Here is a 15061-nt window from a genome sequence, read left to right as displayed (position 1 = left end):
AGTTAGGCCACAATGACCATCCACCTCGAAACCCAGTCCGATCTCGAAGAGGCCGTCCACGCGCTGGTGAAGCGCGATCCTCGGCTCAAGCCCGTGCTTGCGGCTGCGGGCATGCCGGCCTTGCGGCGACGCGAACCGGGCTTCCCCGGGCTCGCGCATATCGTCTGCGGGCAGCAGCTCTCGACCGCCAGCGCCGCGGCGATCTGGGGACGGCTGTCGGCCGCGTTAGATCCGTTCGATCATGAGGCGGTGGGCCGCGCGCGCACCGACCGGCTGGGACGGCTTGGCCTGTCCGCCGCCAAGATCAAGACGCTGAAACATCTTGCGCGCGAGATCACGGCGGAGCGGCTGAACCTCGACGTGCTCGCCGAGGAAGATGCCGACGCCGCGCATCACACGCTGATCTCGCTGCCCGGCATCGGACCGTGGACGGCGGACGTCTATCTCCTGTTTTGCCTCGGCCATGGCGATGCCTGGCCGGCCGGCGACCTCGCGGTGCAGGAGGGCATCAAGATCGGCCTCGGCCTTCAGGCACGGCCGACGGAGAAGCAGATGGTGCCGCTCGCCGAACCCTGGCGTCCGCTGCGCGGCGCGGCGGCGCATCTGTGGTGGAGCTATTACCGCGCGGTGAAGAAACGCGAGGGCGTGCTCGCGGGCGAGGCGAACGCCGTTTTAAACAATGTTGCTGTTGCAAAGCCCTCACGGGTGAAAGAGAAGATGCCGGCACGAAAAAAGCCGGGACCTTCGCCATGACCTCGACCGACTTCGTCGTTGCGCGCAACGATCTCGAGCAGTGCAAGCTGATCGAGACCGCCATTCCGGATGCAGCCGCGCTGCCGCAGGATGCGCTGCTGGTGAAGGTCGAGCGCTTCGCGCTCACCGCCAACAACATCACCTATGCCGTGATGGGCGACGAGCTGAAATACTGGCAGATCTTTCCGGCGCCGCAGGGCTTCGGCAACATTCCGGTGTGGGGTTTTGGCGAGGTGATCGCCTCGAAACATCCCGGCGTCGCCGCCGGCGAGCAGTTGTTCGGCTATTTTCCGATGGCGACACATCTCGTCATCGAAGCCACGGACGTCAGCAAGCGCGGCTTGCGCGACGGGGCTGCGCATCGGCAAGGCGTGGCGCCGGTCTACAATCTCTACTCCCGCGTCACCGGCGACCCCGCCTACGCAGGCCGGCAGGGCGACTACCAGGCGCTGCTGCGACCGCTGTTCATGCTGTCGTTCCTGGTCGACGACTTCCTCGCCGAGAACGATGATTTTGGCGCGCGGACCGTGCTGCTGTCGAGCGCCTCGAGCAAGACCGCGTTCGGCCTTGCGCATCTGTTGCACACACGCGGCCGCAAGGTGATCGGCCTGACCTCAGCCGGTAATACCGGCTTCGTGACGTCGCTCGGATGTTACGACGAGGTCGTCACCTATGACCGCGTGACGTCCTTGCCATCGAATGCGCCGGTCGCCTTCGTCGACATGGCCGGCAGCAGCGCCCTGCGCGCCGAACTGCACCGGCATTTTGGCGACCAGATGAAATGCTCGGTGCGCGTCGGTTTGACACATCGCGCCACCGAGGCCGACGAAGGAGCCCTGCCCGGCGCAAAACCGCGCTGGTTCTTCGCGCCGGACCATATTCGCAAGCGGACGAAGGATTGGGGGCCTGGCGGCATCGAGCAGCGCTTTGGCGCGGCATGGTCGGGCTTCGCGCCGCTGCTGGAGAAATGCCTGCGTGTGATCGAGAGCCGCGGGCCGGAGGCGGTGCAGCGCATTTATCTCGGCACGTTGAAGGGGCGCATTCCGCCCGAGCAGGGCCATATGCTCTCGCTGCTCGGGTAAAGCGCTTTTGACATCGGCTGATCCAGTATAGCGTTCGACCTCTATTATTATTGGAGCATGATCTCTTCGGAAAACCGCTACACACTTTTCCGGATCATGCTCCAGAGGAAACGCCGCGAAGACGGCCACGAGGTCGCGAATGCTGGACAGGACGAAGGATATTTCCGTCGCCGCGCAGGCCTGGCTCGATGAATTCGCGGGCGCGCTAGGCAATCCGGAACCCGCCGCCGCGCTGGACCTCCTCTTCCTCCCCGACAGCTTTTGGCGCGATGTGCTGGCGCTGAGCTGGAACTTGCAAACGCTGGCCGGCCGCCGCGCAATCGCGCAGGCGTTGGCCGCGCTCGCGTCCAGGGCTGCGCCGACCCATTTCGAGATCGCACCGAACCGTGCGCCACCGCGCTGGCTGACGCGCGCCGGCACCAGCAACATCGAAGCCATCTTCAATTTCGAGACCGCGCTCGGCCGCGGCAGCGGCATCCTGCGGCTCGTGCCTGATAGCACCGACGGCGACCGGTTGAAGGCGTGGACGCTGCTGACCGCGCTCGACGAGCTCAAAGGCTTCGAGGAACAGCTCGGCACGTCACGGCCGCGCGGCCAGGCCTATTCGCGCGATTTCCGCGGGCCGAACTGGCTCGACCAGCGCAACACGTCGCGCGACTACGCCGATCGCGACCCGGCCGTGCTGGTGGTCGGCGGCGGCCAGGCCGGGCTCGCCATCGCGGCACGGCTTAAGCAGTTGAAGGTCGATACCTTGATCGTCGATCGCGAGGCGCGGATCGGCGACAATTGGCGCAAGCGCTATCACGCGCTCACCCTGCACAACCAGGTGCAGGTCAATCACCTGCCCTACATGCCGTTCCCGGCGAACTGGCCGGTCTATATCCCCAAGGACAAGCTCGCCAACTGGTTCGAAGCCTATGTCGATGCCATGGAGCTGAACTTCTGGACCGGCACCGAGTTCGAGGGCGGCGCTTACGACGAGGCGAAAGGCCAATGGACCGTCACGCTGCGCCGCGCGGACGGCGGCAAGCGCACCATGCATCCGCGCCATGTGGTGATGGCGACCGGCGTCAGCGGCATCGCCAATGTTCCTCACATCCCAACGCTCGAGAATTTCAGGGGCACGCTGGTGCATTCCAGCCGCTACGAGGACGGCGAAAACTGGACAGGCAAGCGCGCCATCGTCATCGGCACCGGCAACAGCGGCCACGACATCGCGCAGGATCTTTATTCCAGCGGCGCCGAGGTGACCCTGGTGCAGCGCTCGCCGACGCTGGTCACCAATATCGAGCCGTCGGCGCAGTTGGCCTATGCGACCTACAATGAGGGCACGCTCGAGGACAACGATCTGATCGCGACCTCGATGCCGACGCCGCTGGCGAAGAAGACCCATGTGATGCTGACGGAGCAGTCGAAGGAGCTCGACAGGGAGCTGCTCGACGGCCTCTCCCGCGTCGGCTTCAAGCTCGACTTCGGCGAGGCCGGCACCGGCTGGCAGTTCAAATACCTCACCCGCGGCGGCGGTTATTATTTCAACGTCGGCTGCTCCAACCTCATCGCCGAGGGGGCGATCAAGCTCAGGCAGTTTTCCGACATCGAAAGCTTCGTCGCCGAGGGCGTTCGGATGAAGGACGGCACGACCATTCCGGCCGACCTGATCGTGCTCTCGACCGGCTACAAACCGCAGGAATATCTGGTGCGAAAGCTGTTCGGCGATGGCGTAGCCGATCGCGTCGGCCCGGTCTGGGGATTTGGCGAAGGCTTCGAGCTGCGCAACATGTATGCGCGCACGAAGCAGCCCGGCCTGTGGTTCATCGCCGGCAGCCTCGCCCAGTGCCGGATCAACTCGAAATATCTCGCGCTCCAGATCAAGGCCATCGAGGAAGGGATTTTGGGGCGTGAGGTGGATACAAGGTAACACACACGTCATTCCGGGGCGCGCGTAGCGCGAGCCCGGAATCCATCTACCCCCGGGATATGCGGCCCGATGGATTCCGGGTTCACGCTACGCGCGCCCCGGAATGACAAGAGGAGAAACCCAATGCCAGCCATTCTCGGCACCGGCGAGCACCGCTACCGCGTCGTCGAAAACTTCGCGAAACTTCCGGACGGCTGGCAGCTCACCGACGTCGCCGCGGTCGCGGTCGACAGCCTCGACCGCGTCTATGTCTTCAACCGCGGCGCCCATCCGATGGTGGTGCTGGATCGCGAGGGCAATTTCCTGCGCAGTTGGGGCGAGGGCCTGTTCTCGCGCGCGCACGGCCTGCACATCGATGCCGACGACAATCTCTACTGCACCGACGACGGCGACCATACCGTGCGCAAATGCACCAGCGACGGCAAGGTGCTGCTGACGATCGGGATCCCCGCAAAGCCGGCGCCGTTCATGAGCGGCGAGCCGTTCCACCGCTGCACCCACACCGCATTGTCGCCGAAAGGCGAGATCTATGTCTCCGACGGCTATGGCAATGCGCGCGTGCACAAGTTCACGCCGGACGGCAAGCTGATCAAGAGCTGGGGCGAGCCCGGCACCGACCCCGGCCAGTTCAACATCGTGCACAACATCGCCACCGATTCCGATGGCTGGGTCTACGTCGCCGACCGCGAGAACCATCGCGTGCAGGTGTTCAATGGCGAGGGCAAATACGAGACGCAGTGGAACAACCTGCACCGGCCGTGCGCGCTGTGCTGCTGCGGCGGCAGGAGCCCGACCTTCGTGATCGGCGAGCTGGGCCCCGGCCTCGATATCAACCGCAATGTGCCCAATCTCGGCCCGCGGCTGTCGATCGTGGACGCCAAGGGAAATCGCATCGCGCGGCTCGGCGGCGAGGAAGGTCCGGGTGTGGCCAGCGGCAAATTCCTGGCCCCCCACGGCATCGCGCTGGACTCGAAGGGCGACATCTACGTCGGCGAGGTCGGTGTCACCAACTGGGCGACAAGCTTCCCGGACCAGGAGATGCCGGCCGTGGTGCGCGCGACCCGGTGCTTGCAGAAGCTGGAACGGGTACGGGAATAGCCGCCGCGGCAAGCCACGACGCGCCGCCAAAGGCGGTTCCGCGCCAGTTGCCGGCCCCGCCCCGAATCGCGGCGTTTTTGAGCGCTTTTGCCACCCCGCCGCCGCATTGCCTGCGCCTGAATAAGTCGCTCAACGGGCTTCACAATCCCGTCACGCTGCATGTAGTATGTCAATACATGCTGCTTCGCAGCGTACATGGAGGCCGGGAGCGTTACTTGAACGCACATGTCTCGCAAGGCAGTTGGCCGGTGTTGGTGCTGAATGCGGACTTCCGGCCGCTGAGTTACTACCCACTGTCTCTGTGGTCGTGGCAGGACGCGATCAAGGCGGTGTTCCTCGACCGCGTCAACATCGTTGCGCATTACGATCAGGCGGTCCGAAGTCCCACGCTGGAAATGCAGCTGCCAAGCGTGGTCTCGCTCAAATCCTTCGTCAAGCCGACCACCCACCCCGCCTTCACCCGGTTCAACGTCTTCCTGCGCGATCGTTTCGCCTGCCAATATTGCGGCTCGCCCGAAGATCTCACCTTCGATCACATCATCCCGCGCAGCAAGGGCGGCCAGACCACCTGGGAGAACGTGGTCGCGGCGTGCTCGCCCTGTAATCTGCGCAAGGGCAATCTCACCCCGGCGCAGGCCAAGATGTTTCCGCGCCAGAGCGCCTTCGCGCCGACCGTGCACCAGCTCCACCGCAACGGCCGCATGTTCCCGCCGAATTACCTGCACGACAGCTGGCTGGACTATCTCTACTGGGATACCGAACTGGATCCGTAGGGCCGGCGCGCAACCTCAAACCCCGATCGCGTTCCTCGCCACCACGTCGCGATAGAACGCCGCGCTCAGTTTCGCGACCCTCGCCTGTGTCTCGAAGTCGACCCGGTAGAGGCCGAAGCGTTTGCCGTAGCCAAAAATCCACTCGAAATTGTCCATCAGGCTCCAGAGGAAATAACCGCGGATCGGCACGCCCTCGGCGACGGCGCGCTGCATCTGGGTCAGATAGTTGCGCAGGAACATGATGCGGTCGAGGTCGTAGACCTGGCCGTCGGCGGCGATCCTATCCTCGGACGAGGTGCCGTTCTCGCTGATGTAGATGGTCTCGATGTTCCAGATCTTCGCGGCAAGGCGCGGCGCCCAGTAGATCACTTCGGGGCCGACCCGCAGCCATTCCGAATTCATGTGGGGGAACGAGGTGGGGAACGGCAGCACGTGGAAGCCGGGCGCGCGCTCGGAGGCGGTGACGTAGTATTGCGGCGCGTAGATGTTGAGGCCGACGAAGTCGGTCGGCGCACCGATGATCTTCAACTCCTCGGCGGTGAATTTCGGCGCGTCTGCGCCGGCGTAGGCGAGGAAGCCGTCGGAATATCTGCCCTCCAGCACCACGCCGAGGAAGCCGGCATTAAGCTCGCGCGTCGCGATCTCGGCGGCACGGATGTTTTCCGCCGTTGCGATCGCCGGCACGCAGGCCGCGATGTTCTCGGCTGCGCCAACCCTTGTGCCGGCGCGCCCTGAGGCGCGAATCGCCTGCACCGCAAGCCCGTGCGCCAGCGCGACGTGATGGCGGGCCTGGTTCAGCTGCACCGCCGGCAGCTTGAGGCCGGGCGCGTCGATGCCCCAGCCATAGCCGAAATTCACGAAGCGCCCGACCTCGTTCACGGTGAAGACGTTCTTGACGCGATCGGTCAGGCGCGCGGCGACGTACGCAGCGTAGTCGGCAAAGGCCTTCGAGGTGTCGCTCGACTGCCAGCCGCCGACGCGGTCCTGGAGCGCCTGCGGCAGGTCCCAGTGATAGAGCGTCGCATAAGGCTCGATGCCGTTTGCGAGCAACTCGTCGACCAGGCGGTTGTAGAAATCGAGCCCCTTGGGATTGGGTTGACCCGTCCCATCAGGAAACACCCGCGGCCATGCGATCGAGAAGCGGTAGGCCCTGACGCCGAGCGCCTTGATCAGCGCGACGTCCTCCTTGTAGCGGTGATAGTGCTCGTTGGCGCGGTCGCCGGTGGAGCCGTCCTCGATCTTGCCGGGCGTGTGGCTGAAAATGTCCCAGATCGATTTGCCGCGGCCATCCTCGTTGACGGCGCCTTCGATCTGGTAGGACGAGGTCGCCGTGCCCCATAGGAAATCCTTGGGGAAAGGTGCACCGCGCCCGGCCGATGCTGGCGTTTCGCTCTCCGCAGCGCCGACGCCCGTCGCTGCTCCCAACGCGGCAAGGCCCGCCAGCTTGGCAAAACGACGCCGCGAGAAATCCGCCGACATATCTATCTCCGCGCCTGCTCCATGTCGATCTGATAGGCGGAAATCCGGTCGATCTCGAATGCGACGCTCGGCGGCGATTGCGCATCGACGGGACCGACGCCGACGAAGAACTTCGAGCCGATCGCGAGATTGACGATCAGGTACATGGGATCGTCAAAGCCGATCGGCACCTTGATGTCGGAGACCGGCTTGCGGTCGATGAAGTAGACCAGGCGATCCGCCTCCCACAGCACACCGTAATTGTGGAATGTGCTCGAAGCGTCGCCGACCGCGAAGTCGAAGCCGCAGGACTGGATCTTCTGGGTCGACGGAATCCGCCAATGCGTCGTCATCACGAGATCGCCAGGCCGCTCGCCGCGGCCTTCCAGCACATCGACCTCCGGCGGCCAGCCGCCGTCGTCCGCCAGCATCCAGAACGCAGGCCACACCGCATGGCCGACCGGGACCTTGGCGCGGATTTCGAAATAGCCGTGCTTCTGCGCGAACCTGCCCTGCGTGGTCAGGATCCCGGAGATGTACTCGTTGTTGAACAGAACGGACTTCAATTCCTGCGGCGTGCGGCTCGCGACGATCGAGAGCACGCCGTCCTTCACCTTGAACGGATCAAGCCCGACCGGCGCCGATGCGCGCCCCGTGTAGCGCGGATCGACATAGATCTGCTGCTCGCCATTGGCGCTGGTCTTGCGCTTGAAGTCGGAGCCGTCGCCGCCCCAATAGCGCGCCTCCGGCCACGCCGCACCGCCGGCATAGTGCGGCACCCAGCGTCCGCCCGACAGCGGGTGCTCGTCGAAATCCTCGTTGAACGTCCGCCGCAACGGCAGGAACATCAGCGAGGCAGGATTGACCGTTTCGAGCTTGCGGCATTCGATCATCGACGGATCGGTCGTCACTTGCAGCGACATGGTGCCGGGCGCGCCGTCGAGATCGTCCTGCACTGCGCCGATCGCGGGCACGGCGGACAGACTGATTGCGACCAAAGCGCTCTTCGTCCAACGGCCGATCATCGCTGCACATCGAAGGTATAAGGAAGCGGATTGAGGCTAGCGCGCCCGCATTGGCGCGAGCAAGAGCGGCCATGCGGCGGCGCACGAATTTGAGGGTACCGCCCGCAGGCGGGAGCCATATTTTCGTGCACTTGCACAAACCGGGAACCAGCGGTGGGCGGGCCGGCGCTCCGTCAGGTTCGAGGTCGCCGGCGGCATATGGCTTCAGGCCCTGGACCAATCCACCGCAATACGACTGCTGACGGCGCCGCTCGCATTTCTGTCGGTCGGCATCGGCTATCTCTTCTTCACCGCGGCAACACTCGCGGGCGCGGCCTGCTCCACCTTGGCTGGCGCATGCGGGCCATCACGGAGCACGGAACCCGAAGCGCGGGCGTCCGTTCAATCTGGAGGCCCAACGCTCTCGAATACGCTGCGGGAGCGGTATCCGGGCCCGTCAAAGCACAGGGGAAGACGCGCCATGCCCACAGCCGAGAAAGATCACGTCTACAAGATCCTGGAACTGGTCGGATCGTCCGAGACCTCGATCGAGGATGCGATCAAGAACGCGGTCAGCCGCGCCGCCAAGACCATCCGCGAGATGAAATGGTTCGAGGTGGTGCAGACGCGCGGCCACATCGAGAACAACGCCGTGCGCCATTACCAGGTGACGCTGCGCGTCGGGTTTACGCTGGAGGAGTGAGGCAGGAACGCCGGGCGGATCCGGCGTGAGGTCAGCGTGGTTAACATCAGCCGACGATAACCCGTCGAAACATCGAGGACCGGTTCCGGCCGAGTACGGGATTCGCACAATCAGCGCGGATGACGCAACAGGCCGTTAAGGCGAAAGTGAGAGGTTTGCACCGAAATGGAGCAAGCCTGATGAATACGGGCCGCGACCTCGGGAAAACGCGTCTTCCGCTCTGGGCGGCGGGTTTTGTCATGCTGACTTGCTTCGCCATCCTGGGCCTGAGCGGCTGGCGCGAATGGGAAACGCGCAATGCCGAGCTCAGGACCGCCGAAATCGACGTGACCAACCTCGCGCAATCGCTGATCCAGCATGCGGACGACACGTTCGAACTCGTCGATACCATCCTCGTCGGGCTGGTCCATCGGCTCGAGCTCGATGGAACGGGTCCGGACACGATCGCAAAGCTCCAGACCTATCTGCCGACCCGCAAATCATCGGACCGCATCCGCGGCATCTTCGTCTATGACGAGACCGGCCGCTGGCTTGCCACGACCGAGCAGGTCGACTTCTCCAAATTCAACAACAGCGACCGCGAATATTTCCAGCGTCATCGCGACTCGCCGGATCCGGGCACACTGATCGGACGCCCCGTCAAGAGTCGCGCCGGCGGCCAGTGGATCATCACTGCGTCGCGCCGGGTCAACCATCCCGACGGCAGCTTCGCCGGCGTTGCCCTGCTCACGATCGACGTCAGCTATTTCGTCAAGTTCTACGAGCGCTTCGACCTCGGTCCGCACAGCTCGGCGTCGCTGCTGAACAACGACGGCATCATGCTGGCGCGCAGCCACGACGAGAGCGGCGCCTTCGTCGGACGCGACCTGTCCAACGCGCCGTTGTTCAAGCAATGGAAAAGCCGTCCGGCTGCGGCAGTCTACTATTTCAAGTCGCCGCTGGATAACGTGCAGCGGCTCAGCTACTACCAGCGCAGCAGCCGCTATCCCCTGATGGTACTGGCGAGCAAGTCGCAGGACGACGTGCTGGCCCCTTGGCGCCGCGCGGCGGGCGCACGCATGACCGTTGTCGTCGGCCTCGTCCTGCTGATCGCGGCGATCGGCTTTTACCTGGTCCGTCAGCTCTTGCAGCGGCAGCGCATGGCACAGGCTCTGATCGCCAAGGAAGCCCATTTCCGCCTGCTGGCCGAGCAATCCAGCGACATGGTGACCCGGATCGGGCTGGACAACCGGCTGATCTACGTTTCTCCGTCATGCGCGCGCATCATCGGCTGGTCTTCCGACGAACTCCTGGGGACGTCGGCCGTGGCCGGGGTTCACGCAGAGGACATGGAACGGGTCGAGCAGGCCATTGCCGCGCTGAAGAATGGCGAGGCCGAGGAGGCGAGGTTCGTCTACCGTCAGCGCCATCGCGACAAGGGCGAGATCTGGGCCGAGTCGGCCCTGCACGTGACCCGGGCGTCCGACAGCGGCGAGATCGACGGCGTCGTCGCGGTGGTGCGCGACATGACCGAGCAGAAGGACTTGCAGAACAAGCTCGCCTCGCTCGCGGCGACCGACGGCCTCACCGGGCTCGCCAACCGGCGCGCATTCGATGAGCGCCTCGCGGACGAATGGGCCCGCGCTCGCCGCGATGGCACCCAACTCTCGCTCCTGCTGATCGACGTCGATCATTTCAAGGCGTTCAACGACCATTACGGGCATTTGGCCGGCGACGGCTGCCTGCGTGCGCTGGGGCGGATCCTGTCCGCTCATCCCCGGCGGCCGGCCGACTTCGCGGCGCGCTACGGCGGCGAGGAGTTCGCCGTGCTGTTGCCGAACACCGACGCCGACGGCTGCGCCAGGGTCGGCGAGGAGATTCGCGGTGCGTTGCGCGACCTCGCCATGCTGCATGCACAGAATCCGCCCTCACGGCTCGTCACCGCGAGCGTGGGCGGCGCGACGGCGTTTCCATCCGAGACCACGACCGACTCCAGCGCGCTGGTGGCGGCCGCCGACCGCGCGCTCTATGCCGCCAAGGACAGCGGCCGCGACCGGCTGGTGATGTCGGGACAGGTCGTGCCCTGGCCCGCGAGGAGCGCGTGACGCAGTCGCCGGCCTACCAGGCGTAGCGAACGCTGCCCTTGCCGGCGTAGCTGCGGGTGACGTTCGAGAACTCGCCTTCGAAGCTCGCCGCCGCGGACCAGCCGCTCAGCCAGCTCATCTCCACGGAAGCCGTGGTGAGCGCGGAGTCGCTAGCCTGCGCAGCGCCGTTGACGACGAAGCTCGCGCCCGGCAGCGCCTGGAAGGTCGCCGGTCTTGGTCAGCGCGAGCGATCCCGCGCCGTCGCGGATCGTCCCCGAAAAGATCTTGGACGTGTTGTCGCCGCCGGTGATCAGCGTGGCGGCGCCGCCGCTGTTGCTGACCGTGCCGGCACCTGCGAGCGAGCCGATCACATTCGAGAAGCCGGCGAGATCGAGCACGGCGCCGCCGGCGACCGTGACCGCGGAATTGCTGCCGAAAGCGCTGGTCGATCCGGCCTGCAGCGTGCCCGCGTCCACAATGGTCGGTGTTGGCCCCGGACAGAATCAGCGTTCCGGCGTAGCCGTTCGCTTCGTTGACGACGACGTCGCCGGAGCCGGACAGAACGCCCGTGAGATTTACCGTGTTGCCGGTAAGAACGTTGTAGGTGGGATCACCTGTCGCGACGATGTTGTTGCCGACGCTGAAGCTGCCGTTGAAGTTCACGGTCACGCCCGTCGTGCCGCCATTGAGCGTCAAGGCGCCGCTGCCAAGCGCGGTGCCATTGCCGACGACAAGCGTCGTGCCCTCGTTGATGGTGGTGCCGCCGCTATAGGTATTGGCGCCCGAGAGCGTCAGCGTGCCGCCATTGCTCTTGGTGATCGCGACACTGCCGCCCTGGTCGGCGGCGTTGGTCCCGCCGCCGGGACTGCTGCCGCCGGAGCCGATATAGTCGGTGATGCCATTGGCAATGGACTGGTTGCCAGAGCCAAAGCCGAGCACGGTGCTCGTCCCGCCGGTGCCCTGGAAGAAGATGCCGGAGCCGAAGGCCGAGCCGTTGCCGCCGCCGTTGAGGCCCGTGCCGCCCGAAACGCTGCTCGTCGTTTGCGAAAGATCGCCCTGAACGGCCACCGTCCCGCCGCTCTGCACGAAGATGGCACCGCCGGCACCGAGGCCACCACCACCGGAGTTGGATCCGGTCCCACCACTGCCGCCATTGCCGGCGCCAAAGCCGCCGCTCCCGGCAGCCGTGATCCCGCCGCCGCCGCCTCCCCCGAAGCCGCCGGCACCGCCGGTCGAGGTGGACAATCCGGCTGCCGAGCCACCTCCGCCGCCGTAGCCGCCCGAACCGCCCGTTGTTGCTCCGCCCGCATTGGCACCGCCACCGCCACCGCCAAAACCGCCCGCGCCTCCAGCCACGGGCCCCCCGCCGGACGAACCACCGCCGCCACCGCTGGCGAAACCACCGGCGCCTCCGGTCTGGGGACCACTACCGCCGTTATGCACCCCACCGCTCGAACCGCCGGCAGTGCCCGAGCTGTTGGCGTCCGAGCCGACGAATAGTCCACCGCCTCCAGCCGGAGTCAGAGGATAGGACTTGCCGCCCATGCCGCCCCCGCCGCCCACCTCTCCGAAGTTGTCCACGACGCCGCCGCCCTTGGCCTGCGTGTTCGAGACGGCGACGTTCGACAAGGTCAATGCGCCGTTGCTGGAAACGAAGACCGCGCCGCCGAGTCCGGCGCCGGCACCGGAGCCCAAACCGGCTCCGCCCTGCGCCACCGCATTGGCGATGGTCAGGCTCTTCAGTGTCACCGAATAGGTCGAGCCGGTGGTCCCGGCATCGCCGATGAAGAACGGCCGGTAGGTGCCGGCGCCGCTGATGGTCGGGTTGTTACCATTGCCGTCAATGGTGATGTTCTTGGTGATGATCGGCAGCTCGCTCAGGAGCGTGATGGTACCGCTGACCTGAAACAGGATGGTGTCGCCGCTCGTGGCGCTGGCGATCTCCCCCCGCAGGCTGCCGGCGCCGCTGTCGGCCGTAGAGGTCACCACCAGCGTCGCTGCGCGCGCCGCACCGGACAGGCCGAAGAACGATGCCATGACCGCAACACTTGCGAGCGCTGCACACCGGCGTGCACCAAGCCGAAGGCTCGTCTGCCCGATCGACAGGCACGAGGGCGGACGCAATCTGGTCGTCACGAAGAGCCTCGGACGCAAGCTGCGTGGCAACGCTGGTGATCTCGACGCGTCGTTAGCAGACTGGACACCTGCACAATGTGCCCGGTGTCTCAGGCGTGGATTTCGGTGAACAGTGATGCATGTGCGGCACATCGAGGCCGCGCGCCCGCAGCCTCGTCGAACGCCCTCATCGTCCGACGTCGCTTGCGTCCTCGTTGCCGAACCGCTACATGCGGGGGTGATGCTGGTCTGCTGCCGGGCTCAGAACATTAAGGCGCGCGACCTCGTCGAGGCGTGATGCGGACGAGACGGCGGTGAACAAGACGATGCTGGCGGACGACCCTGAACACGGGCCGAGCGCGCTGAGACAGTTGCGCGCGATGACCGTGGACATCTGCGATGTCATTGCGCTCACCGACGAGAACGATTTCCACATCACCACCACGACAGTGATGGCCGGCAACGCATTGCTGGTCGATTCTCGCGCCACTGACCTCGAATACGACCGGACGCCTGCGCACATCGCACGCGGCGGCCTCGACCACTATCAGATGACCCTCTGCATCGAAGGCGAGATGCGGTTCAGCTCCGGTCGCCGCGAGGTGACGTTGCGGCCCGGTGACATTTGCCTGCTCGACATGGCGCAGCCGAACCGGACGGTGTTTCGCGGCGGTAGCGGACGCACCCACCTGATGGCAATCATCGTGCAACGGTCGATGCTGGCGCCACGGCTCGCGCATCCGGATTCGGCGACGGCTACCCTGTTGCCGTCAGACCACCCTCACGCGCGCCTGCTCGCAAGCCATTACGCAGCGCTTGCGCTGCCGCCTGAGCCAGAGGCGGGCAGCGTCGAGGCCACGATCGAGGCCATCGCCGACATCGTTGCCGCGGCTGCGGGCGGCACGGCCGACATCGCCGAAGGCGTCGAGCGGGCCGAGCGACATCTTTATCTGGCAATGATCAAGCGCCGCATCGCGGACAATCTCGAGACCGACGCGCTCGGCGTAAGCGAGCTCTGCCGCCATTTCCAGATTTCGCGCGCGACGCTTTACCGGCTGTTCGAGGCAGATGGCGGGCTGGCGCATTACGTGAGAGAGCAGCGGCTCAATCTCGCCTTTCAGCGGCTGTTGTCGCCGGCGGCGCAGGACAAACGTCTAATCGACCTCGCTGTCGGCTTGCGGTTCAGCAGCGACTCCACCTTCATCCGGGCGTTTCGCCGCAAGTTCGGCCTGACGCCGGGCGAGCTCAGGGAGCTGACCGACACGTGGCTCCGCGAGACCGGAGCGATCCCGGCTTTCGATACAGTGTTGCACCAGCTGGCCCGCCGCCGCGCATCACGATCGTAGAGGTGTCGCGCTCATCTCGGAGCTCGGCCCGGCCTGGATTTGTCGTCCACGTTCCAGCGGGATATGACTACGAATCGACCGGACATTTAAGCCAATCCGAGAGTGCTACCGTGACTGACGCGATCAAGCTCGTCCTCTTCGACATGGACAATGTCCTGTGCAACTACGACAGGGGACAGCGTGTGGCATGCCTGGCGGAGCTCGCGGGATCGACCAGCGAGCTCGTCCACAAGGTGATCTGGGACAGCGGATTCGAGCTGCTCGGCGATTCCGGCGCTCTCGACGCCCCTGACTATCTGCGGGGCTTTGGCGAACGCATGGGCTATCCGCTGTCGCTCGACGAGTGGGTGGAGGCGCGGCGCCGCTCGATGCAGCCCGATCACGCGATGCTGGAGATTGCCCGACGTCTGCGCAAGACCGTCGATATTGCCGTCCTGACCAACAATACCACGCTGGTCGCCGACCACATCGACACGCTGCTGCCGGACTTGCGGCCGCTGTTCGGCTCCCGGATCTACACTTCGGCCCAGTTCAAGACGGCAAAGCCGGACCCGCGCTGCTATCGCCGCTGCCTGGCCGAGCTCGACGTGATGCCGCAGACCGTGCTGTTCGTCGACGATCTCCCGGCCAATGTTGCCGGCGCGCGCGAGGCGGGCCTGTTCGCGCATCACCACACGTCGGTGGAGGCTTTCAGGCAGGCCCTCTCGGCGCACGGCGTGCTTCAGGGCGAATGAATACGCCTTCCGCT

Annotated in this window: 12 protein-coding genes and 1 pseudogene; 9 read left to right on the top strand and 4 right to left on the bottom strand. The window is 65.4% G+C overall.

Annotated elements, in window-relative coordinates; all coding sequences use genetic code 11:
* Window positions 1-12: 12 nt before the first annotated feature.
* The 5 genes from ACVWW6_RS14280 (at window position 13) to ACVWW6_RS14260 (ending at window position 5624) form a co-directional block, all read left to right on the top strand.
* Window positions 13-753, top strand: coding sequence for a DNA-3-methyladenine glycosylase family protein (locus tag ACVWW6_RS14280; RefSeq protein ID WP_456680912.1), 741 nt, complete (start codon window positions 13-15; stop codon window positions 751-753).
* Complete coding sequence (locus tag ACVWW6_RS14275; RefSeq protein WP_456680911.1) at window positions 750-1835, top strand: DUF2855 family protein; 1086 nt, start codon at window positions 750-752, stop codon at window positions 1833-1835. Before ACVWW6_RS14280 ends, ACVWW6_RS14275 begins: the two co-directional genes overlap by 4 nt.
* 139 nt (window positions 1836-1974) lie before the next feature.
* Window positions 1975-3753, top strand: a complete 1779-nt coding sequence (locus tag ACVWW6_RS14270) for a flavin-containing monooxygenase (protein WP_456680910.1) — start codon at window positions 1975-1977, stop codon at window positions 3751-3753.
* Window positions 3754-3876: 123 nt separating this feature from the next.
* Window positions 3877-4851: a peptidyl-alpha-hydroxyglycine alpha-amidating lyase family protein gene (locus ACVWW6_RS14265; RefSeq protein WP_038965351.1), complete on the top strand. Its 975-nt coding sequence runs from the start codon at window positions 3877-3879 to the stop codon at window positions 4849-4851.
* Window positions 4852-5066: 215 nt separating this feature from the next.
* Window positions 5067-5624 (top strand): HNH endonuclease, encoded by a 558-nt coding sequence (locus tag ACVWW6_RS14260; RefSeq protein WP_028173554.1) that lies wholly within the window; start codon window positions 5067-5069, stop codon window positions 5622-5624.
* 15 nt (window positions 5625-5639) lie between these two features.
* Here ACVWW6_RS14260 and ACVWW6_RS14255 read toward each other — a convergent pair whose 3' ends face one another.
* Both ACVWW6_RS14255 and ACVWW6_RS14250 read right to left on the bottom strand, forming a co-directional pair.
* A complete protein-coding gene (locus tag ACVWW6_RS14255; protein WP_456680909.1) occupies window positions 5640-7103 on the bottom strand; it encodes a GH1 family beta-glucosidase in 1464 nt (487 codons plus the stop codon).
* Window positions 7104-7105: 2 nt separating this feature from the next.
* Window positions 7106-8107 carry a glycoside hydrolase family 16 protein gene (locus ACVWW6_RS14250; RefSeq protein WP_456680908.1) on the bottom strand — a complete coding sequence of 334 codons (1002 nt, stop codon included), beginning with the start codon at window positions 8105-8107 and terminating at the stop codon, window positions 7106-7108.
* A gap of 460 nt (window positions 8108-8567) precedes the next feature.
* Here ACVWW6_RS14250 and ACVWW6_RS14245 point away from each other — a divergent pair, with 460 nt between their 5' ends.
* Window positions 8568-8789 (top strand): dodecin, encoded by a 222-nt coding sequence (locus ACVWW6_RS14245; protein WP_011084181.1) that lies wholly within the window; start codon window positions 8568-8570, stop codon window positions 8787-8789.
* Window positions 8790-8968: 179 nt separating this feature from the next.
* The gene (locus tag ACVWW6_RS14240) at window positions 8969-10873 is read left to right on the top strand and encodes a sensor domain-containing diguanylate cyclase (RefSeq protein ID WP_060910151.1); all 1905 of its coding nucleotides are present in this window, start codon (window positions 8969-8971) and stop codon (window positions 10871-10873) included.
* A gap of 13 nt (window positions 10874-10886) precedes the next feature.
* Here the strand turns inward: ACVWW6_RS14240 and ACVWW6_RS14235 are convergent.
* Together ACVWW6_RS14235 and ACVWW6_RS14230 are read right to left on the bottom strand one after the other, a co-directional pair.
* Window positions 10887-11081, bottom strand: a pseudogene (locus ACVWW6_RS14235) (autotransporter outer membrane beta-barrel domain-containing protein); the annotation flags it as partial.
* Window positions 10988-12889, bottom strand: coding sequence for an autotransporter-associated beta strand repeat-containing protein (locus tag ACVWW6_RS14230; RefSeq protein ID WP_456680907.1), 1902 nt, complete (start codon window positions 12887-12889; stop codon window positions 10988-10990). The gene ACVWW6_RS14230 and the pseudogene ACVWW6_RS14235, both read right to left, overlap by 94 nt.
* A 392-nt stretch (window positions 12890-13281) precedes the next feature.
* Between ACVWW6_RS14230 and ACVWW6_RS14225 the strand changes: the two genes are divergently transcribed.
* The gene (locus tag ACVWW6_RS14225; protein WP_028173559.1) at window positions 13282-14313 is read left to right on the top strand and encodes a helix-turn-helix domain-containing protein; all 1032 of its coding nucleotides are present in this window, start codon (window positions 13282-13284) and stop codon (window positions 14311-14313) included.
* Window positions 14314-14423: 110 nt separating this feature from the next.
* Window positions 14424-15047, top strand: a complete 624-nt coding sequence (locus tag ACVWW6_RS14220; RefSeq protein WP_456680906.1) for an HAD family hydrolase — start codon at window positions 14424-14426, stop codon at window positions 15045-15047.
* Window positions 15048-15061: the final 14 nt, after the last annotated feature.

This window comes from Bradyrhizobium sp. USDA 3311, assembly GCF_054062495.1.
The sequence above is the reverse complement of the archived record's forward strand: the minus strand, read 5'-3'. Positions and strand labels throughout refer to the sequence as shown.